General features: G+C 28.1%; 18 protein-coding genes and 1 pseudogene. 17 read left to right on the top strand and 2 right to left on the bottom strand.

Annotated features, from left to right (window positions below):
- Positions 1-108: 108 nt before the first annotated feature.
- From KIB46_RS09325 to KIB46_RS09370, 10 genes are all read left to right on the top strand, one after another.
- The gene (locus tag KIB46_RS09325; protein WP_156558741.1) at positions 109-1,302 is read left to right on the top strand and encodes an acetate kinase; all 1,194 of its coding nucleotides are present in this window, start codon (positions 109-111) and stop codon (positions 1,300-1,302) included.
- 320 nt (positions 1,303-1,622) lie between these two features.
- Complete coding sequence (locus KIB46_RS09330; protein WP_291671522.1) at positions 1,623-4,454, top strand: ATP-dependent DNA helicase; 2,832 nt, start codon at positions 1,623-1,625, stop codon at positions 4,452-4,454.
- Positions 4,455-4,475: 21 nt separating this feature from the next.
- Complete coding sequence (locus tag KIB46_RS09335) at positions 4,476-6,824, top strand: ATP-binding protein (protein ID WP_156558743.1); 2,349 nt, start codon at positions 4,476-4,478, stop codon at positions 6,822-6,824.
- 427 nt (positions 6,825-7,251) lie between these two features.
- Positions 7,252-7,752 (top strand): gamma carbonic anhydrase family protein, encoded by a 501-nt coding sequence (locus tag KIB46_RS09340; RefSeq protein WP_156558744.1) that lies wholly within the window; start codon positions 7,252-7,254, stop codon positions 7,750-7,752.
- A gap of 12 nt (positions 7,753-7,764) precedes the next feature.
- On the top strand, positions 7,765-8,178 hold the full coding sequence (locus KIB46_RS09345) for a hypothetical protein (RefSeq protein WP_156558745.1): 414 nt from the start codon (positions 7,765-7,767) through the stop codon (positions 8,176-8,178).
- A gap of 32 nt (positions 8,179-8,210) precedes the next feature.
- Positions 8,211-8,840 carry a DUF488 domain-containing protein gene (locus tag KIB46_RS09350; RefSeq protein ID WP_291671523.1) on the top strand — a complete coding sequence of 210 codons (630 nt, stop codon included), beginning with the start codon at positions 8,211-8,213 and terminating at the stop codon, positions 8,838-8,840.
- Between the two features lie 305 nt (positions 8,841-9,145).
- Positions 9,146-9,916: an endonuclease/exonuclease/phosphatase family protein gene (locus KIB46_RS09355; protein WP_291671524.1), complete on the top strand. Its 771-nt coding sequence runs from the start codon at positions 9,146-9,148 to the stop codon at positions 9,914-9,916.
- 100 nt (positions 9,917-10,016) lie between these two features.
- Positions 10,017-10,199 carry a ferredoxin gene (locus KIB46_RS09360; protein WP_027097417.1) on the top strand — a complete coding sequence of 61 codons (183 nt, stop codon included), beginning with the start codon at positions 10,017-10,019 and terminating at the stop codon, positions 10,197-10,199.
- A 49-nt stretch (positions 10,200-10,248) separates the two neighbouring features.
- Entirely contained in the window at positions 10,249-10,425 is a 177-nt protein-coding gene (locus tag KIB46_RS09365; protein WP_156558748.1) for a (2Fe-2S)-binding protein, read from the top strand.
- 88 nt (positions 10,426-10,513) lie between these two features.
- A complete protein-coding gene (locus KIB46_RS09370; protein ID WP_291671525.1) occupies positions 10,514-12,469 on the top strand; it encodes a TetM/TetW/TetO/TetS family tetracycline resistance ribosomal protection protein in 1,956 nt (651 codons plus the stop codon).
- Positions 12,470-12,532: 63 nt separating this feature from the next.
- On the opposite strand, the gene KIB46_RS09375 is transcribed toward KIB46_RS09370, so the two are convergent.
- The gene (locus KIB46_RS09375) at positions 12,533-12,940 is read right to left on the bottom strand and encodes a hypothetical protein (RefSeq protein ID WP_291671526.1); all 408 of its coding nucleotides are present in this window, start codon (positions 12,938-12,940) and stop codon (positions 12,533-12,535) included.
- Positions 12,941-13,097: 157 nt separating this feature from the next.
- Here KIB46_RS09375 and KIB46_RS09380 point away from each other — a divergent pair, with 157 nt between their 5' ends.
- The 4 genes from KIB46_RS09380 (at position 13,098) to KIB46_RS09395 (ending at position 17,188) form a co-directional block, all read left to right on the top strand.
- Positions 13,098-13,334: a TIGR04540 family protein gene (locus tag KIB46_RS09380; protein WP_291671527.1), complete on the top strand. Its 237-nt coding sequence runs from the start codon at positions 13,098-13,100 to the stop codon at positions 13,332-13,334.
- A 208-nt stretch (positions 13,335-13,542) separates the two neighbouring features.
- Complete coding sequence (locus KIB46_RS09385; RefSeq protein ID WP_291671528.1) at positions 13,543-14,688, top strand: sensor histidine kinase; 1,146 nt, start codon at positions 13,543-13,545, stop codon at positions 14,686-14,688.
- Positions 14,689-15,348, top strand: coding sequence for a response regulator transcription factor (locus KIB46_RS09390; RefSeq protein WP_156558753.1), 660 nt, complete (start codon positions 14,689-14,691; stop codon positions 15,346-15,348).
- A gap of 280 nt (positions 15,349-15,628) precedes the next feature.
- A complete protein-coding gene (locus KIB46_RS09395; protein WP_291671529.1) occupies positions 15,629-17,188 on the top strand; it encodes a DNA mismatch repair protein MutS in 1,560 nt (519 codons plus the stop codon).
- Positions 17,189-17,626: 438 nt separating this feature from the next.
- Here KIB46_RS09395 and KIB46_RS09400 read toward each other — a convergent pair whose 3' ends face one another.
- Positions 17,627-18,346 carry a MurR/RpiR family transcriptional regulator gene (locus KIB46_RS09400; protein WP_291671530.1) on the bottom strand — a complete coding sequence of 240 codons (720 nt, stop codon included), beginning with the start codon at positions 18,344-18,346 and terminating at the stop codon, positions 17,627-17,629.
- A gap of 237 nt (positions 18,347-18,583) precedes the next feature.
- Here KIB46_RS09400 and KIB46_RS09405 point away from each other — a divergent pair, with 237 nt between their 5' ends.
- The 3 genes and pseudogenes from KIB46_RS09405 to KIB46_RS09415 all read left to right on the top strand — a co-directional run.
- The gene (locus tag KIB46_RS09405; RefSeq protein ID WP_156558756.1) at positions 18,584-19,369 is read left to right on the top strand and encodes a carbohydrate deacetylase; all 786 of its coding nucleotides are present in this window, start codon (positions 18,584-18,586) and stop codon (positions 19,367-19,369) included.
- A 71-nt stretch (positions 19,370-19,440) separates the two neighbouring features.
- The gene (locus KIB46_RS09410; protein ID WP_291671531.1) at positions 19,441-21,003 is read left to right on the top strand and encodes a PTS transporter subunit EIIC; all 1,563 of its coding nucleotides are present in this window, start codon (positions 19,441-19,443) and stop codon (positions 21,001-21,003) included.
- Positions 21,004-21,042: 39 nt separating this feature from the next.
- Positions 21,043-21,399: pseudogene (locus tag KIB46_RS09415) on the top strand (6-phospho-alpha-glucosidase); the annotation flags it as partial.

Consider the following 21,399-nt stretch of genomic DNA (forward strand, 5'->3'; position numbering starts at 1 on the left):
TATTATGTCAAGAATATAAGTGGTATTTTAGATATGTGTCATTATAAGAAATAATAATTATTTAATGCTTTTATAGCATAAAAGATAATGAAGTTGGAGGAATTGAACATGAAGGTTTTAGTAATTAATTGTGGTAGTTCATCTTTAAAGTATCAATTAATTGATATGGAAACAGAGAACTCACTAGCACAAGGATTAGTTGAAAGAATTGGAATTGAAGGGTCAGTTTTAACACAAAAGGTTGAAGGAAAAGATAAGTATATAGTTAAAACTCCTATGAAGAATCATAAAGAAGCTATTGAAATAGTATTAAAGGCTTTAGTTGATGATGAACATGGTGTAATTAAGTCAATGGATGAAATTACTGCAGTTGGTCATAGAGTAGTTCATGGTGGAGAAAAATATGCTTCATCAGTATTAATAACTGAGGAAGTTAAGAAGTCAATTGAAGAGTGCTATAAGTTAGCTCCATTACATAACCCACCAAACATGATTGGTATAGAAGCATGTGAAGAGTTAATGCCAAATACACCAATGGTAGCAGTATTTGATACAGCATTCCATCAAACAATGCCAAAGGAAGCTTTCCTTTATGCATTACCATATGAATTATACTCTGAAAATGGAATAAGAAAATATGGATTCCATGGTACTTCACATATGTATGTATCAAATAAAGTTGCAGAAGTTATGGGTAAAGATATAAAAGATCTTAAGATAGTAACTTGTCATCTTGGAAATGGTGCATCTTTATGTGCAGTTAAAAATGGTGTTTCAATTGATACTACAATGGGATTCACACCACTTGATGGTATTGTAATGGGAACAAGATCAGGAAGTATAGACCCTGCAATAGTTTTATATTTAATAAATGAATTAAAATATTCAGCTGAAGATGTAAATACATTATTAAATAAGAAATCAGGTGTACTTGGAATTTCAGGTGTAAGTTCAGACTTTAGAGATATTGAAGATGCAGCAGCTAAAGGGGACGAAAGAGCTATACTTGCTTTAGATATATATCACTACAGAATTAGAACACAAATAGGAGCTTATGCAGCTGCTATGGGTGGTGTAGATGCTATAGTATTTACAGCTGGTGTTGGAGAAAATGGTCCTGAAACTAGAGAAGCTTGCCTAGAAGGTTTAGAATTCTTAGGAGTTAAGGTTGATAAAGAAAAGAATAATGTAAGAGGAAAAGTAAGAGAAATCTCTACTGAAGATTCTACAGTAAAAGCATTTGTTATACCAACTAATGAAGAATTAGTTATAGCAAGAGATACAAAGAATTTAGTAAAGTAGTTTTATTAGAGAAATAGTTCTATCAAATTTTGATAGGACTATTTTTTAGCGTCTAGGAAAATATAAAATTTTAATTTTCTATAAATCAAAGGGTTTATTAAAATTTCATATAAGAAAATATAGAATAAAAGATAATAATTTTATAATTTCCTTACATTCAGTAGGCGTGGGGGGATATTTGTTTTGATGTGACTTGGAGTGTAGCGACGGAACAAGCAAAATGAATATCCACTCCACTTTTTTTGTTAAAAAATAATATTTTACTTATTTAAGTAGTTCTTGTAAAATACTAACGTATGTATAAAGAAAGGAGTAGGGTTATGGATAATAGTATTTTAAATAATGTAGTATATCTTTATATTGATGCTACAACCTTCGATCCATTGTATTCAGAAATAATAAGAATAGATGGAGTAAAAGTAAAAGAAGGTAATGTTGAACTTTTCTCTACTTCCTTCAAGAATAAAGTACAAGATGTAAAAAAGTTAATATCGTTTATAGAAGTGCTCCCAATAATATGTGAGGATGCATCATTTACCAAAAGACTTTTAGAAAAATATATAAGTGATATAGATAATAAAATTTTAGATTTAAGGGAACTTTGTTCTATTTTAGAACCTTGGAGAAGAGATTATAGAGTTATAAGTTTAATAAAAGAAGTTACATCAATTGATTTTGAGAATATAAATAAAGCAAAAAATAGCCTTTATGTACTTAATGCATTTTTATGTAGATTGTGGGATAAGGAAGAAGGATATAATAAGAAAAAAATTAGCTTATATAATATATTAAAACTTGATTATAACATCCATGAAAAATGGGGATGGGCTGAATATTTACAGAGGCCACTATTTTTTAATTATAATGAATTTAATTATGTTAAATATGATAAAAAACAAGAAGTTGAAATTAAAGCTAATAAGAAGAAAATTCCTTATAATGAATTTGAAAAGTTATTAAGAAGGAAGGATATATGGGATAGAGGCGGTGAGTTCAATTATCAGTATAGAGAAGAGCAAGAGAAGTTTTCATTTAAGATAAGAGAAACCATTGAAAAGGAAGAACGTATATTTATAGAGGCACCAACAGGAAGTGGTAAGACTTTTGCATATTTGCTTATAGCAATACTTCAATGTTATAAGAACTTAAATACATATAAGGTTGAAGATGCATCTTTTATTATTTCTACAGATACTAAGGAGTTACAAAATCAACTTATAGATAGGGATATTCCTAATATATTAGAAATGCTTGGGTTAAGTGATAAGATAAATTTTGGATATATAAAAGGAAAAGGTAATTATTTATGTCCAGAACGATTAGCTAAAAATAGTGAAGTCACTGGTAACTTAATAGATGATTTAAGAGAAATCTTTTTAAAAAGACTATGTGAAGATGGTGAGTATGGGGATGTTGAAAAAGTATCTCAGTTTGCCTTTAATTATTTTAATTTAGATGGGGATATAAATAAGTTTTTGTGTGATAGTGATGAGTGTAACTTAGATAGATGCTACAAAAAGTGCTATTTAAGAAATAGGTATAATGAATTGCCGCAAGAAAATATAACAGTTGTAAATCATTCTTTACTTGCTAGTTGGCCATATAGTGAAAAGAAAAAGATTACTCATCTTATAATAGATGAGGCTCATAATTTAATGGATAAGTGCTATGACTTTTTTGCAGATGAATTTGAATCTAAAGGGTTAGATGAACAACTAGAGTACTTATATGGAAAGGAACCTTCTATCTTTAGAATTTTAAATTATTTAAATGCATCTTTAGGATATAGGGAAGTACTAGATTTAGATAAATTGAAGTATTGGGTATCACAAATAAATTTAGATATTCAAGGTATATTGGCTTATTTAAATAATGTAGATCTACCTAATGATGAATATAACTTTAAGGTAGAATATGTCTTAGCTGAATCTCATATTAAGGAAAAGCTGAAGGGATTAGATGTATATATATCTAAGTTAAAAGAAAATATATATGCTTTATATTCAGTGTTAAATAAATATTTTAATAACATAACCTTAGAGGGGGAGGAGGGTAAGGAGGAACATGAATATAGGATGGTGACAAACTATATTTTAAAACTAAAGTCTTCCTTTGATACTCTAGATTCATTTATAGAACAGTCAGAAGGAAAAGGAAATATCGCAAAAGAGTTTGAGGTATCAAAAGATAATAGTTATTTTAGGATAAGAAATATACCATTAAACGTAGATGAATTATTTAATGAACAGATATTAAAAGATGTAAAAAGTGTTACATTCTTGTCTGCAACACTTAGAATTAATAATTCATTTTCAAGGATTAAGTCTATATTAGGTCAGGAAGAAGCAAAAGAGTGGGTGGTTCCACCTACGTTTAATTTAAGGGATAGAACTAGGATAATTACTTTAAAGGATATTGGAAAGTATAATAGTAGAGATTTTATAGAAAATTCTGCTCAATTTGTATATGAAATGGCTGTGAAGCTAAATGGTCATATACTAGTGCTATTTACTAATAATTTAAGAAAACAAGCTGTTGAGGATAGACTTAATGAACTTGTAAAAGGAAGTAAAATAGAGGTACATTCAAATAAAAAGGCTATAAGATATTTAAGTGATGAAGATAGACAGGTTATTATATTAGGAAGTAAGGGCTTTTTTGAAGGAATTGATTTACCTGGAGATGCATTAACAGCAGTAATTCTAGATAAGATACCAAATAAATCTATTGAAGATCCATTGTTAAAAGCAATAGTTAATTATAGAAATAAGGATTATAGATATGTTAACTATCCGCAACTTTGTATAAAAGTTAAACAAGTTTATGGAAGACTAATTAGAAGCACTACAGATTACGGCTATTTTTGTATTTTAGATGGAGGAACTAATAATAAAACTCTTTTTAGTTTGCAAAGGGATTTAGGTGGTCCAATTATTGAGAATGTTTCTAAGAAGGAAGTATTAAAAAGTGTAGAAAGGGATTATTATAGGTGGAATCTGGAGAACTTAAAATCTATTTGTAAAAGTATAAATAGAGAGGAATTTTATAATTCATTTATAGAAGAAAATAAGAAAAGAAAGTCTTTCTTTAAGATAAATGTTAATAATGGAAGATATGAAATTACAAATATGAATTTTAAGTTTACTAAATAGAAAAAGGAGGTGGAGGAATATATGTTTTTAAATGAGATGAGGAATAAAGATAATATAGGCGTTAAGTGGACAATATATTCAATTGTTTTTACCATAATCTGTTTTAACTTGGTGGCAATATTAACATTGTTTTTGGGTAATGCAAAAGTAATAGAAGAATCTAATATAGAGAGGCTTATAATAAATGGTGACATAATATTGGCTGTATTCTCATTAATATGCTGTTATACATTTTACTATATCTATAAAGAAGATGATATATTTATAATATGCCAAGTATATACAATGGTGACCATTGAGTTTATTGTAATTAATACATTTGGGAGTTATTGGGGAATAGAAATGAGAGATAGATTTATAACAATAACTGCTATATATTTGTATGAAGGTTTTCTGTTATCTTTTATAGTATATAAAAATAATATATTGTTTAAGTGTATATTAAATAATAAGTTATTATCCTGTATAGTTGTATCTATTTTATCCATATCAATAATATTTGCAGAAATAGGTAAAGTAATAAGTTATGAAGATGTAGTAATTGAAAGAATATTTTCTTATTTAATTTGTGGATTAATCATATTCCACTTTATACTTGTTTTTGTATTATTTAATAATAGTATAAAAACAAAAAGAATTATTTATTCTATATTTGGAGCAAGTATAAATATATTAACTGTAAAGAATTTATATATTTTTGTATTGTATAATAAATTACCTGGTAATATAAACTTGTTTGGATATGTATTAACATTTGTTGCTTTTTTAGTAATAATAATAGGTTTGTTCTATGAAATGATTTTTAGAATTAAAGAATCTGAGAAGTTGAAACGTAATCTAAATGTTTTTTATGCTGCAAATGAAAAAAATTTACAAAGTAACATTTTAGTATACAACGATAATTATAAAATTGTATATGCAAACGAGTTGGCAAGAGGAGTTATTGGTGAGGGCACAACTATAGAAGACCAGTATGATAGATTGGAGAAAATGTCTATATTTAACATAGATAAAGAAATTTCTAAAGATATAAAAAAGATAATTGAGTTAAAGGGCACTTACTCAAATGTACTGTATTTTAGTGATTTGAAGAAGTATTATGAGGTACACCTTCAAAAGATAGTAACAGATGATTCAAATTGGATAATAGGAAATTTTATAGATAAAACTGATGAATGTGAGGCTATATATAAGCTGAAAATAAGTGAAAATAGGCTTAAGAGTGTAACAGAAAATATATTAGATTTTATTATTACTATTGATATAAGTGGAAGAATTACTTTTGCTAATACCTCAGCTATAGAAAGTTTAGGCTTTAAAGTAGAGGAGGTAGTAGGGCATAACTATGGTGAGTTTTTCAAGAAATATGATGGAGAAGTATTTGGGATTAATAATATTAAAAATAGTGATATAATAAAACATAAAATATTATGCAAGAATGGTGAAAGTATAAGGGTAGAATCTGTTTTTAGACGAATTAGTAGTGACTTTCAAGCATATGTTGTTGTATCTAGAAGTTTAGAAATGAAGGAAGAATTAAAGTCCCTAAAAGTGAAGTATAACGAAATTAAAGAATATGATAAGATAAGAGGAGAGTTTTTTGCAAACTTATCTCATGAGGTTCGCACGCCTATAAATATTATTTATTCATGTCTTCAGTTGTTAAATAATCAAAAAAAGAATGGCTATGAATCTTTAGCTAAATACTATATTAAATATGAAAAAACTATTAGGCAAAATGCATTTAGATTGTTAAGATTGGTGAATAATCTTATAGATATTTCTAAAATAGATACAGGTGTAATGCAAATAAAAATTAAGAATGTAGATATTATTAGTCTAATTGAAAATATAACATTATCTACTGCTCCATATGTTGAAGAAAAAAATATAAATATAATGTTTGACACTTCAATAGAAGAGTTAATAGTAGGATGTGATCCTGAAAATATAGAAAGAGTTATGTTAAACCTTATTTCTAATTCTGTTAAATTTACTCCTAAGGGGGGCGAGATTTTCGTTGATATTCAAGTGGATGAAACTTGGGTATATGTAAGAGTGAAAGATACAGGAATAGGTATACCTATGCATTTAAAGGATGTAATATTTGAAAGATTTGTTCAAAGCAATAAATCATTTAGTAGGGAGAGAGAAGGAAGTGGAATAGGGTTAGCTTTAGTTAAAGATATAATTAGCAAACATAATGGGGAAGTTATGTTAGAAGATAGTTCAGAAATGGGAAGTATATTTTTATTTAAAATTCCTAATTTAGTTAGGGATGATGTGTGTCATGATGATGATAATAGAGCTGCTGAGACCGCAATACAAGAAAAGATTAATATAGAGTTTTCTGATATTTATGATATATAATAAAAAATAAAATTATATTACCTTTAGTAGGAGTGGAGGTATATTTGTTTTGATGTGACTTGGAGTTTGTGATGGAACGGTCAAAATAAATATCCTCCACCTTTTTTATATAGGTTATGAGGATGTATAATATTTTGTTAGAATTTCATAGATTGATTTAAGATTTGATATTCTCTTTTCATAATTACAATTGAAAGAACCTTGTCTATCCATTTTTACTGGATATCCACAATGCTTACGTATTCACAATATCCATAATACTTTTCTATTTCATAGTTACTCATTAGAGTTGAAGTTGTAACAATTAAAATATTTCTCATAAATTTTCCCAGCACTTTATAAATATATTTTAATTATACAATATATAGATAAAAGATTAAAATTTGTGGTAATATAATTAAGAAAAAAATAAAAGAGGTAGGAAAACATGATAAAAGGAATTGAAGAAAAAATACCTAATATTCATAAAAGTTGTTTTGTTGCAGAAAATGCAGCAGTTGTTGGAGATGTGGTAATTGGAGAAAATGCATCTATATGGTATGGGGTTTGTATAAGAAGTGATATGGATAAAACTATAATTGGTAAAAATACTAATATACAAGAAAATAGTACATTACATAATGATTTTGGAATTCCAACTATAGTTGGTGATGAGGTTACTATAGGACATAATTGTGTTATACATGGATGTAAAATTTCTAATAATGTTTTAATAGGTATGGGTTCTGTAATATTAAATGGAGCAGAAATTGGAGAAAATACTATTATAGGAGCTGGAAGCTTAGTAACTCAAAATAAGAAAATACCATCAGGTGTACTTTGTATGGGAAGTCCAGCAAAAGTAGTAAGAGAGTTAAGTGAAGAGGAAATAAAATCTATAAAAGAATCTTCCGTTCATTATATTGAAATGGCAAATATACATAAATAAGGAGTAATTAATATGTACGTAGCATTTGGAAATAGAGTTGTAGACAGTTTAGATTTTAAGAAATTAATTGAAGAAAATAGCAATTTTAAAATTTTAAAGGATATGTCTAAAGGAAGTAAGAGAGAAGATGTAGTAGCTTTAAATTTAAGTTTATCTGTTGATATTTTAAAGGAAATATTATCAGATGATTATGATATTAATGAACTAACAGAAGATGAACTATTTGAAGAATTATTAGGATTATTTACTGAACTTGGAACAGATTTGGAGGAGTTCATGCCAGATGATTCTGTTATTAATGTTGAAAGCTACAAATGGGATGAAAGCGATAATGATGTAAGGGGAATAATTGTTATAGTTCATGAAGAGTTTAGTGAAGGAAAACTTAAAGATATAACTAGAAGACTATTAACTCAAGTAGAATAGATTGTAATCATATAAAGAAGGGAGTCTTTAGTATGGAGATATTTACAATAGGTCATTCAAATTATGATGTAGACAGATTAATAGATATGCTAAGACGTTATAATATTAATTGTGTTGTAGATATTAGAGGTACTCCTTATTCTAAGTATAATATCCAATATAATAAAGAAACTATACAAAAAACTCTTGAAAGAGAAGGTTTTATATATATTTATATGGCAAAAGAGTTAGCTGCTAAGCGTATAAATAAAGTTTCTTACAATGATGAAGGGTATTCAGATTTTGAGAAAGTAGTTCAGGAAGAAGACTTTATAAATGGATTGGAAAGATTAAGAAATGGTTGTAAAAAAGGATATAGAATTGCATTGCTTGGAGCGATGCAAGATCCAATAAGGTGCCATAGAGCAATATTGGTTGGAAGATCCCTAAGAGATGCAGGATTTAAGGTTAAACATATTTTGCATGATTATTCTATAGGAAGTCAAGAAGATATTGAAAAATCTTTATTAGAAAAGTATTATAAATCTGGATATCAATTAACCTTAGACTCTTTAAATAGCAGTATTTCAGAAGAAGATATGATAAGAGAAGGATATAGACATGCTAATAAAGAAATTGGATATAGAATAGAGCATATAGGTGAAGATAGAAAAAAAAATTAGTGGTAGGGAGTCTACCACTTTTTATTATTATTTAGGGATAAATTTTTAAAATACCTATATCTAAAATAACTTGGGATAAATACAGGTAGTAAGTATAATAAACAATTAAAGAATTAAAAAAGACTTTTAACACAACCTAAATAGATTGTGCTAAAAGTCTCGTTACCCAATGGGTTATAAGGCCAGGCGCTAACGACCAGTATGTTGACCCTATAGTTATAACTACTCCCTTTTAACTATACTTTATACTATGCACTTAAGTAAAAATTGTGCTGTAAAAATAATTTTTTAAAAGAGGTTTTCTTATGAGAATAATGACATTTAATTTAAGATGTGATTTTATTTTAGATATTAATAACAGATGGACAAATCGAAAAGATATGGTAATAAATATTATAAAGAAATATAAGCCTGATATTATTGGAGTGCAAGAGTTAACAAATGTTATGCATAGAGAATTAGTGGATGCGTTAGATGAATATTATGTGGTCGGAACTCCAAGAAGTAAAAAAATGTTTGTAGAAAGAAATGATATATTTATCTCTAGAGAATTTCATGTAGAAGAATATAAAACTTTCTGGCTTTCTAATACTCCACAAAAAGTAAGTAGCTCTAGATGGTATTCTGTATTTCCTAGAATATGCACAGCTGCTGTGATAAGAGATGATAATGGGAATAAGTATAGAATATGTAATTCTCATTTGGATTTTTTGTTTACAAAATCAAGAGTATATGAAGTGAGGAAGATACTAAGTTTTATTGAAAATGAAGAAGATAAAGAAAATTTACCAACTATTCTTATGGGAGATTTTAATGCATCACCAAATTCTAAAGTTATAGAAGAAATAAGAAAATATAACTATAACAACAAAAAGTTTGTAGCAGTTCAGGACTATAAAAAAGAAATATATAATCATACTACAATGAGTAAGTTTAAAGGGAAAAGTAAAGGCATTCATATTGACTATATTTTTGTAACAGATAATTTATCAATTAAAAACACTGAAATATTAACATATAATGAAAATGGAAAGTATCCTTCAGATCATTATCCTCTAATTTCAGAAGTAGAATGATACAAACTATTGACAAACAACGATTATTAATTGATAATATAGTTGAGCATTCTACTCGGATTTGGAATGCTATAGATGTTATTTTGGAGGTTTAAGTTTTATGAAAGCATTTGTTGATGAAAATATTTGTATATCATGTGGTTTATGTGAAGGAACATGCTCAGAAGTTTTCTCATTAGATACTGGAATAGCAGTTGCAGGTGAAGTTGTAGATGGAACTGAAGATGCTGTAAGAGAAGCGTGTGAAAACTGCCCAGTAGCAGCAATATCTATAGAAGAATAAAAATAAAATTTTTTGTAGAAATTATATGTATAGAAAAGGAGTTGAGCATATGTCAAATATAGTATGTTTATGTAAAGGTGTTTCAGAAGAAACAATAGTTGAAGCAATAAAGAATGGTGCAAAAACTTTTGAAGAAGTAAGTGAAAAGACAGGAGCAGGTACTGGATTCTGTCATGCATCAAGATGTAAAGAAACTATTTTAAAATTAATAGATGAAAATAAGTAGTTTTTAGTAAATAATCCTAGTTTGGTTTTCAAACTAGGATTATTTTTTTGTATAATAAAATTAAGTAATAAAAGAAAGGATATATCATATGAAGAAAACTATAGGAATATTAGCACATGTAGATGCGGGAAAAACTACTTTTTCAGAGCAACTACTTTATCATACAAACAGTATAAGAACTAGAGGAAGAGTTGATTACAAAAATTCATATCTAGATAATCATAATATAGAGAGAGCACGTGGTATAACTGTATTTTCTCATGATGCTGTATTTAACATTGGTGAATCTACATATTATTTGTTAGATACCCCAGGTCATGTTGATTTTTCTACAGAAATGGAAAGAACTATATCAATGTTGGATTATGCCATATTAATAATTAGTGCAGTAGAAGGAATTCAAGGACATACAGAAACTGTATGGAATATATTAAAGAAAAATAAGGTTCCTACATTTATATTTATAAATAAGATAGATAGAGTAGGGGCAGAGGTAGAGAGGGTTATAAAAGAAATAAAAACTAACTTTTCTAATAAAATTTGTTTCATAGAAAATAGTTTAGAAGAGGAGCTAAGTGAAGAGATAGTTGAAAAAATTTCAGAAAATGATGAAGAGTTAATTGAAAAATATTTTAATGGTGAATATAGTAAAGATGAATGGATTAAGGCTTTAAGAAATCAAATAAAAGAGTGTAGAATTTACCCAGTATTTTCAGGTTCAGCTTTACAAGATATAGGTATGAAGGAGTTTATCTATGCTTTAGATAATCTAACATATACAAACTATAATAATGAAGGTGAATTTAAAGGTACTGTATATAAGGTGAAATATGATAAAGATAATAAAACAAGAATAACATTTATTAAATGTACTAATGGGAAGCTTAAAGTAAGAGATGAAATTAAATATAAAGACCAAAAAGATAAGGTTAGTAATATTAGAATTTATAATGGTGAAAAATTTAAGAGTGTTGATTCTGTAGATGCTGGAGATATATTTGGAGTTGCAGGGGTTACAGAACTATATCCAGGTGAGACTATAGGATATAAGAAAGAAAATATAGAATATGATTTTATTCCAATTATGGTATCAAAGGTAATATTTAATGATGATATAAATGCTAAAGAAGTATTTAGTTATTTCAAGATTTTAAATAGTGAAGACCCTTTATTAAATGTAACATGGGTGGAAGAGTTTGAAGAAATAAATGTTCATATAATGGGAAGGATTCAAACTGAAATTTTAAAGGAAATAGTTAAGGAAAGATTTAACTTAGATATTGAATTTGGTCCTTGTAATATTTTATATAAAGAAAGTATCACAGAAAAGGCTATTGGATCAGGCCATTTTGAACCATTAAGACATTATGCAGAAGTTCACCTATTAATGGAACCCAATATTAGGGACAAAGGAATAACATTTGAAAATAAGTGTCATAGTGATAATTTAAATATAGGACAGATGAATCTTATAAAAACACATTTATTTGAAAGAGAGCACAGAGGAATACTTACAGGTTCTCCAATTACTGATATAAAATTCACCTTATTAACAGGGAAAGCTCATTTGAAGCACACTAGTGGAGGAGATTTTAGAGAAGCTACTTATAGAGCAATAAGACAAGGGCTAGAACAGGTGGAAAATATTCTTTTAGAGCCATACTATAGGTTTAGAATTAGTGCAGATATAGAATACATGGGGAGAATTATTTCCGATATACAAAGATTAAGTGGAAGCTTTAATGCCCCAGAACAAAATGAAAATAAGGTAATTATACAGGGGAGAGGGCCAGTATCTACATTTATGGATTATAGTAATGAATTTAATGCATTTACAAAGGGAAAAGGTAGTATTAGTCTTATATATAATGGATACGATAAGTGTCATAACTGGGAAGATGTAATAGAAAATAGAGGATATAATAAAGATGCAGATATAGAATACACATCTACCTCAATTTTTTGCTCAAAAGGGCAAGGATATTTAGTTAAATGGGACAAGGTTAAAGAAGAAGTTCATTGTGATTTAGAAGGTTTAATTTAATAACTCACTTGTTATAAAAGAGGATAGACTAAGATGATTTCTTTCATCCTAGTCTATCCTCTTTTAACTATCTAGCTTCTTTATAAGCTTAATAGCAAGAGTTGGATCATATTCAATAATTAAGCTAAGTAGCTTTTTATAATTATTTAATTCATTTGATTCCTTAGTCATTGCTATTTCTGGATCTTTGGAATACGTATCTTGAAAATAATTGATAATTGATTTGTTAATAGAAAGAAAATATTCATTATCATTTATATCGGTTAAAGGTTCACACTTATTAATTATTAGGTTAACTATATCTTTTAAACAAGGTATCTGTTTAATTTTGTACATAGCTAGAATACCTTCACAAACAATTTCACTTTTAGTTAGATTATTATCCCAGCTATTTATAATGTCTTGAACTATGGTATACCTTTTTGATTGAAGAGATATATTTAATGTCTTATAAACTTTAGTTTCACTCATTTTAAAATCACCTCATTAATATTATTTATAAAAATATATGTAAAGTAAGTATATAAAATGATAAAAAATCTATATTAAATCTTAAGTGTTGCAATTTTATTATCCAGTTGATAAACTTTAAGTGAAAGTTACATTAAATTATAAGGAGTACTTAAAGATGAGAGTTAGTTATAGAAATCCTAAAGAGTTAGCTACAGCAGTAAAAGATGCAATTGATACTTATTTAGAAGATCTAATGTCTTATGAAGAATTAGAAAAAAAGATTTTAAAAATGATAGAAGTAAATGAAGAGAGATTAGTTAAGAATGGAAACGTTGATAGAAAGGTATCATTAGTTCTTGGAGAAGAGAGAGTTGACATTATTAACAAGATAATAAAGGATAATGAAAAATAAAAACTCACTCTTGGGAGTTTTTATTTTAAGACTGTTGACAAAGTGTCAGCAGTCTTTATTTATGTATAGAAAAGTATAAAATCTCAAAGCTATAAATTTGGTGGGTAAATATGTAAAAATATATAATTTTATATAAAAAGAAGGAGTTTTAGGTAAAATATTGAATATTTTATGTTGGAGGATGTTATTACTTAATAAGGGGGATGTAATGGGTAATGGTATAAAAGATATAAATTTAATTTTAGAAAAAGTAATAGAAGAAATAAATCAAGGTAAAGATAAAATATTTAATATCACAGAGAATTTAAAAAATGAGTTTGAAAATCAAAAGCATGAGTTAGAGATAATTTTATTTAATCTAAAGCAGATAATTAGAGAGGTAGATCAATTAGAAAAAAAGGATAAGGAGATGAGAAAGAAACTAGCTAAGGTTTCAGCTAACTTAAATGTATCTGATGAAGTAGTAAAGGAAGTTTATAACGAAGCTCTTGAAACTAAAGTGAGGTATATAACAAAACAAAAAGAAGAGCGTGAATTAAGAGTAAAAAGGGACAAACTTGAGATATCATTAAAAAACTATCTTAAAAACATTGAAGAAGCTGAAAGTGTTGTATGTCAAGTAAACGTAGTTTTAAATTATTTATGTGGTGATTTAGGCAAAACTGTTGCTAGTATAAATGAAAAGAATAATCAAGAAATGGTTATAAAGGTATTAGAAATACAGGAAGCAGAACGAGGACGAATAGCAAGAGATATTCATGATGGGCCAGCTCAATATTTAGCAAGTTCAATAATGAGAATAGACTTTTGCAAGAAAATATTGATAGAAGACTTGGAGAGGGGACTCCAAGAAATGGATGAGTTGAAAAGTACAGTAAAAAAAGCACTAATAGAAGTAAGAGGAATTATATTTGACTTAAGACCACCATATTTAGAAAAGCAAACTTTAGAGGAATCCATTCAAGATTTAATTGATACTTTTTCAGATGAAAGTAACGTAAATATAAGGTTTAAGATGCTAAATTACGATAAATGTAATGATACTATAGAAATAGGTGTCTATAGAATAGTACAAGAACTTATATGTAATGTAAAGAAGCATTCTAAGGCTAATTATGTAGATATTTTAATAGAAAAAGGAAAAGAGTACTTGTTTATTAATTTTATAGATGATGGAATAGGTTTTGATTTAGATGAGGTTGTACATGAATCAAAACTAAGAAAAATATCATATGGAATAGTAGGGATATTAGATAGAGTAGAAGGATTAGGTGGTAAGGTCGACATTAATTCTAGAATGAATAAGGGGACAAGGTATAAGATAAGGTTACCTATTTTAGGGGGAGTATTATAGATGATTAATATTGCAATAGCTGATGATCATGCTTTAATTAGGGAAGGCTTAAGCAAGATATTAAGTTATGAAAATGATTTAAACATAGTAGTAGAAAGTAGTAGTGGAGAGGACTTAATTAGGAAAATAGAAGGATTAGATGTTGATATTGTTCTTTTAGATATAAATATGTATGGTTTAGATGGAATAGAAACCTTAAAAATCATAAAGAAAAAGTGTGAAAAAATAAAAATTATTATTTTAACAGTTGAAAAACAAAGAAGAAAAATAAGGGAAGCAATGGATTTTGATGCTTCAGGATATGTATTAAAGGAATCAGCTGGAAGCGAAATAACTAATGCTATTAGAACAGTATATGCTGGTGGAAAATACATAGATAAATCATTGATAGATTCATTTATTAATGATGTAAATATTGAGGGGAGAAATAATTTACTTGATTCATTAACTAATAGAGAACTTAGAATTTTACTTGAAATATCTAATGGACTTAAAAATAAGGATATAGCAGAAAAGTTATATTTATCAGAAAAAACAATAAAGAATTATGTAACAACTATATTTAAAAAGATAGGAGTTGAAGATAGGGTTCATGCTACTATCTTTGCCATAAATAATAGTATAGAGGAATATTATAATAGAAGAGTATGTACAAAATAGAAAAAAGGAAAAAGGTCCTAAAAAAAAGGGACTTTTATCTACTTGCGTTTGGGAAAAATTACTATATAATTGAATTATAAAATTAATCTTGCGTTGTAGTTAATTCTCCCAGGATTAAGTACCTGTTTCCCCAAACGGGCAAGATAATTTTATAATGTTATATCGTTTGCAGTGTTTCGTAAAAAGGTGTAGATTTTTCTACATCTTTTTGCTTTATATAAGTAAGATATTGTTAAGTGCATTTTTTTATGTGATAATGTAGTAAATTGGAGGGGTGATTATGAGCTTAAAAGATGATGTAAGAGTTGACTTTTTGAAGGAGCAAAATAAAACAAGAGAGTTTGATAAAATAAGGGGTTTAAGTGATATTAGTGAAGAAAATGAATATTCTATTGATGATCAAACTTGGAATGACTTAAGTATGAATGATATATATGAGGAGATAGATAAAACATATTCCACTCCTGGAGAGCAGGTATTGTATTCTATTTTTAGAAATCCCTTAATGAGTGAGGAGAAACTTAATAAAAGAAGTGAATTAATAGATTATTTTATAGAAAATCAAGATTTAACTACAGAGATAAGATTTAATTTATTTAAGTTAGGGCATGATAAGAAAAATAGATTGTTAGAAATGATATCTGATAAATTACCTGTAAATAAGCAAAAGTATTGGCTATATAAGGTTCTAGGAAATTTTATTCCTATAGCATTAATTGCTTTAGCCTTTATTTTTAAAGAACCTAGACTAAATCTTTTATTATTAGTAAGTGTATTTGTAAATATAGAGATTAATAGAAAAGAGAGGGAGATAATTAAGTCTCATGGACTAAGTTATTTAAGTGATTTATTTATAACTAGTGAAAAGATCTGTAAAATTAAAGACCCTAAGATATCTCACTATGTTGAAAACTTAAAGTATAACTTAGAGAATATTAGTTATTTAAAAAAGGGTACTACAGTGATAAAATTTATTAATGCCTTTGGAGGAGTACTTGAGTTATTATCAATACCTTTTTTATTAGAAGAAACTACTTTCTATAAAATAAGTGACAAAATTGAAGAAAATGCAGGTGAAATATATAGAATTTATTATTTAATAGGTGAATTAGATGCTTTAACAGCTATAGCTAGCTATAAGGCTTGTAATAAAAGTAAACTATCAAAACCTAGATTCATTAATGAAAATAAATTAAAGGTTATAGATGGGGTACATCCTGTTTTAAAAAAGCCTGTGCCTAACTCAATAAGTATTGATGGTAAAGGAATAGTCCTTACAGGTACAAATATGTCTGGAAAATCTACTTTCTTAAGAATGCTTGGGGCAAATATAGTTCTAGCTCAAACTATGAATTTCGTTATGGCTAAAGAATATGAGGGATGTTTTTTAAATATAGTTTCATCTATTGCTCCTAAGGATGATATAAATGCTGGTAAAAGTTATTATTTGGCAGAAGCAGAGTCAATACTTAGGATAATTAAAGCTTTAGAAAAGGACGTAACTGTCTTCTGTCCAATTGATGAAATTTTTAGGGGAACAAATCCTATTGAAAGAATATCCTCTTCAGCAGAGATATTAAGTTATATTAATGAAAGAAATGCTATTGCAATTGTTGCTACTCATGACAGAGAATTAACAGATATGCTTAAAGATGAGTATGAATTCTATTACTTCAGCGAAGATATAGATGATAATACAGGATTAAGCTTTGATTACAAATTAAAGAAGGGGGTTTCTAAAACTAGAAATGCCATAAGACTTTTAGAGTATATCGGATATCCAAATGAGATTATACAAAAATCTTATAAGAAGTCAGAGGAATTAGAAAAGTATATATAGATTGATTATGTTGGTAGAAGGATAGGTTTATTATCCTTCTTTTATTTTTTAGTTCAATTTCATTTTACAATTAGTCAAAAATCCTAAGAACACAGATATGAAGGCGTTTTTAATAACTATGTTATTTCAAATATTTACATCGATTGGAGTTTTAATTAATTCTCAAAATACAACGTTTATAGAACATTTTATAGAATCAATTATGTTCATATTTATATTTTTGACACATATTTGCATCAAAGAATATTATCTAAAAAAGTAGAAATACCCTACTTTTTAGTTCATTTATTGATTTATGAATACTATATTTCATAAATCAAAATATAATTAATATTGTTTTTCAAAAAATACCTTTAGTAAATAAAAAAGGGGCTGTATCAAATTTTTTTGGATATAGTCCCTTTTTCAACAAACTGAAAAAGCATAAATCAAAAAGATTTATGCTTTTGTATAACGATTTATAAGGTACTCCATTAAATTTAAAGAGTTACCAAAAAAGTAATTTAAATTTTGATTTTCATGATCTATACCAGTGCTTCCACTTTCTACAATGAAGGAAAGGTCACTTTTGGCAGTGTAGCTACTGTGTTCTGTAGCTGTCAAAGCAATAACTTTACCACCATAAATCTTACATTCATCCATTTTGAGCAAACCGTTTTTGTTTTCGCCTGATTGAGAAAATGTAATTAAGGTATATGGTGTTTGATCTGACACCAAACTGATTTCCACACCTTCTAAATCAATAGCATAAATTTTTTTTAAGAGTAATTTACGATAAGTATAATTAACTAGATTTTGACAAAATCCTTCACCAAACAAGTAGATTTTTTTATTAGAAAAAGCATCATTAAAATAACTATCTATTTGATCCCAGTCTTGAGTTACACTCACAAAAGGCAAGTATTCCAATTGATTTGTAGACCTATGTGAAAATTCTTTTGAAAGGAAAAAAATGAGTTCTTTAAAATTATTAAAGCCTGCTCTTTTTGCTAAGCGACTGATTGAGGATTGTGAGGTATAGTTCATTTGTGCAACAGTACGAATGTCGATGATGGCTTTGCTTTTAATTGATTCTATAATGCTCTCTATTATTTTTTCATCTTCATCGCGAAAGTTACTGTTGGGAAACAAACGATTTAAATAGTAAATTTTGGACATAATATCACGCTCCTGTGAAAATATATTCATAAAATGAAAACGTAGCCATACTAGTGTATAAGCGTTGTTTACGTTTTTTTTATATAATATACTATTAACATAAAGAAAGCAAATACAATTGTATGAATATAGTTTCTTTAATAAATATGTTGAGCTGTTATAAAAGAATAGCTTAATAAAATCTAGATTTTATTGTTCTTTAAATTAAAAGATCGTCTTTAATGAAAGAGGGAGATTATGAAAAAAGTAATTATAAATGCTGATGATTTTGGATACTCTTCAGCGGTCAATCTAGGAATCATAAAAGCTTATAAAGAAGGGATTCTGACCTCTACAACTTTAATGGCAAATATGCCAGGATGTGATGAAGCTATTACGCTTGCTAAGGAAAACCCAGATCTTGGAGTAGGAGGTCATCTTGTTTTAACTTGTGGAAAACCTTTAACTAAAGGAGAGTCACTCATAGATGAAAACGGAGATTTTTATAGTCTAGCTGAATATAAAAAACATCGTAATGAAATGTGTGATGAAGAAATTTTTCAGGAATGGTCTCATCAAATAGATTATTTAATGGATCATGGACTTAAGCTGACTCATTTGGATAGTCATCATCATGCCCATACATTTCCTGAAAACTTGGAGATAACGAAAAGAATTGCAGATAAATATCATTTGTGTTTTAGAAATGTTTTTGAGTTAGAAGAAAATATAGAGTTACCTGTTCAGAAGGGAATTAAGGGGTTTCTAGATTTAATGGATCATTCAGCAATTCGTGACTTAACAATACCTTTTGAAGAAAACCGAATTAGATGTTTCGAGGAAGTTCAAGCAGTCCTTGATCAAGTTGAGGATAATGAGATAACAGAGCTTATGGTTCATCCAGCTTATGTAGATGAGATTCTGTATTTCAATTCTTCATTCAATATTCAAAGGATGAAGGAAGTATCAATTTTGTGTGACTCACAAATTAAGCAACTATTTGCAGATAATCAGATTGTTACATGTAGTTACAAAAATGTATAAGTATTTGTTGATTATTAACTTTTTTAAAAGTTGTAATAATTAAATTAATACTATTAAAGGGGGACATATATATGAAGGAGAAATTTGTTAAATCAGCTAGTATTTTTTCAAAAGCAATTATTCAGCCAGTAATGTTTATGGCGGTGACTGGAATTATTTTATCAGTTTGTGCAATTTTAAAACTGGAATTTATGCCAACCTTCACAAAAAATATTGGGGATTTTATCTTTAATATTTTATCTGGTGGTATGATTGGTCAACTAAGTGTTATATTTTGTGTAGGAATTGCTGCAGCATTAGCAAAACCAAAATATAAAACAGATGCGGCAATTTTAGGAATTATTACATTTTTAATATTTTTATATGCAAATAATTCTTGGTTAACAATTACGGATCGCTTGGCTGTTGCTGGAGAACAAGGACTTTATGGTACTGGACAAGGAATGGTCTTTGGTATTCAAGTAACTGATATGGGAGTTTTTCTAGGAATATCTTTAGGTGTGTTCGTAGGATGGATGGTCAATAAATTCGGAGAGATTAAGCTGCATAAGTATTTGTCACCATATGCTGGTACAAAGTCTGTTTACATCTTAATCGTATTTGCAACAATTCTGTTTGCAATAGGAATTACTTATGTTTGGCCAATGGTTAATTCAGCAGTTGAAGGAGTGGTTAAAACAACTACAACTGCGGGATCAGTAGGGTTCTTCTTCTATGGGTTCTTAAATCGTCTCCTTTTACCAGTAGGTTTACATCACTTTTTGTGGATGCCAATTTTTTATACTCCACTTGGTGGTATCGCAGAAATTGCTGGTCAAACGTATAACGGTGCATTTAATATCTGGTTAGCAGAATTAGGAAATGCAAGTCAAATTACAACAATGCATCCATCGATAGGTTATCTATCAAACTTTGGTTCAATTTCTTTACCAATTGGTATTGCCTTTGCAATTTGGAAAACAGCACGTCCAGAAAATAGGAAGAAGGTTGCTACAATTTTAATTCCAACTGTAACTACAGCTTTCTTGGCTGGTGTTACTGAGCCACTAGAATTTTTATTCTTGTTTTTATCACCAGTTTTATGGGTAGCACATGCTGTAGTATATGGATTGAGTTTATTCATTACAAACCTAGTAGGTATTGCTATTCAGTTTGATACAGGAATAAATATGATTATCAATAGTTTTGCAATTCCAACACGTTTAGGTCATCAATATTTAATTCCAGTAATCTTTATAGTAACTGCTGTTTTAGAGTATTTTGTCTTTAAAAAATTAATAGTGAAATTAAATATTCCAACATTAGGACGTGAAGGAGCCGAGGTTGTAAGTGAGCCAGTCCTTGATTCCATTGTAGGTAATTCTGATTCAGGATTTGAACCACAAATTCAAAATATCGTTGCTGGTTTAGGTGGTGCAGACAATATTGAAAGCATCATTAATTGCTACACAAGATTACGTGTTGATGTAAAAGATGAAAATAAAGTTGACATTAAAGTATTAAAAGAAAAGGTAAAGTCTTCTGGAATTGTTGATAAAGGTAAACACATCCAAATCGTCATTGGTATGGGTGTAGAACAAGAACGTGAAAAAGTTGAAGCTTATATAGATTATTTAAAAAAAGTACATGTATAAAGTAAGAAATAGTTTTTGAAAATTGGAGGAAGATAGAAAATGGGTAATAAATTTGTAATGGTTGGTGGCGGTTCTACTCAGTCACCTGGTATTTTAGAAGTTTTAAGAAAGCGTGCAAAAGAATTAAACTTAAGTGATTTAGTTTTATATGATATTGATGAAGAAAGAGTTTCTTTGCTTGGACAATATACGAAAATGTATTATAAGGAATTAGGCTCTAAAGTAAACGTTACATACACAACAAATGTTGATGAAGCTTTAAAAGGTGCTGATTTCTTATTTATGCAAATTCGTCCGGGTTTGAATAAACAAAGAGCTATTGATGAAAAAATATGTTTAAACAATGGTGTTGTTGGTCAAGAAACTTGTGGTTTAGGTGGATTCTCCTTTGCTATG

Source organism: Clostridium sp., from assembly GCF_018372875.1.
In the GTDB taxonomy this organism is placed as follows: Bacteria; Bacillota; Clostridia; order Clostridiales; family Clostridiaceae; genus Clostridium.

Excerpts from the sequence above, each read along its gene's own strand:
- KIB46_RS09325 (WP_156558741.1), top strand. The coding sequence starts at position 109 with ATGAAGGTTTTAGTAATTAATTGTGGTAGTTCATCTTTAAAGTATCAA.
- KIB46_RS09330 (WP_291671522.1), top strand. The coding sequence starts at position 1,623 with ATGGATAATAGTATTTTAAATAATGTAGTATATCTTTATATTGATGCT.
- KIB46_RS09335 (WP_156558743.1), top strand. The coding sequence starts at position 4,476 with ATGTTTTTAAATGAGATGAGGAATAAAGATAATATAGGCGTTAAGTGG.
- KIB46_RS09340 (WP_156558744.1), top strand. The coding sequence starts at position 7,252 with ATGATAAAAGGAATTGAAGAAAAAATACCTAATATTCATAAAAGTTGT.
- KIB46_RS09345 (WP_156558745.1), top strand. The coding sequence starts at position 7,765 with ATGTACGTAGCATTTGGAAATAGAGTTGTAGACAGTTTAGATTTTAAG.
- KIB46_RS09350 (WP_291671523.1), top strand. The coding sequence starts at position 8,211 with ATGGAGATATTTACAATAGGTCATTCAAATTATGATGTAGACAGATTA.
- KIB46_RS09355 (WP_291671524.1), top strand. The coding sequence starts at position 9,146 with ATGAGAATAATGACATTTAATTTAAGATGTGATTTTATTTTAGATATT.
- KIB46_RS09360 (WP_027097417.1), top strand. The coding sequence starts at position 10,017 with ATGAAAGCATTTGTTGATGAAAATATTTGTATATCATGTGGTTTATGT.
- KIB46_RS09365 (WP_156558748.1), top strand. The coding sequence starts at position 10,249 with ATGTCAAATATAGTATGTTTATGTAAAGGTGTTTCAGAAGAAACAATA.
- KIB46_RS09370 (WP_291671525.1), top strand. The coding sequence starts at position 10,514 with ATGAAGAAAACTATAGGAATATTAGCACATGTAGATGCGGGAAAAACT.
- KIB46_RS09375 (WP_291671526.1), bottom strand. The coding sequence starts at position 12,940 with ATGAGTGAAACTAAAGTTTATAAGACATTAAATATATCTCTTCAATCA.
- KIB46_RS09380 (WP_291671527.1), top strand. The coding sequence starts at position 13,098 with ATGAGAGTTAGTTATAGAAATCCTAAAGAGTTAGCTACAGCAGTAAAA.
- KIB46_RS09385 (WP_291671528.1), top strand. The coding sequence starts at position 13,543 with ATGGGTAATGGTATAAAAGATATAAATTTAATTTTAGAAAAAGTAATA.
- KIB46_RS09390 (WP_156558753.1), top strand. The coding sequence starts at position 14,689 with ATGATTAATATTGCAATAGCTGATGATCATGCTTTAATTAGGGAAGGC.
- KIB46_RS09395 (WP_291671529.1), top strand. The coding sequence starts at position 15,629 with ATGAGCTTAAAAGATGATGTAAGAGTTGACTTTTTGAAGGAGCAAAAT.
- KIB46_RS09400 (WP_291671530.1), bottom strand. The coding sequence starts at position 18,346 with ATGTCCAAAATTTACTATTTAAATCGTTTGTTTCCCAACAGTAACTTT.
- KIB46_RS09405 (WP_156558756.1), top strand. The coding sequence starts at position 18,584 with ATGAAAAAAGTAATTATAAATGCTGATGATTTTGGATACTCTTCAGCG.
- KIB46_RS09410 (WP_291671531.1), top strand. The coding sequence starts at position 19,441 with ATGAAGGAGAAATTTGTTAAATCAGCTAGTATTTTTTCAAAAGCAATT.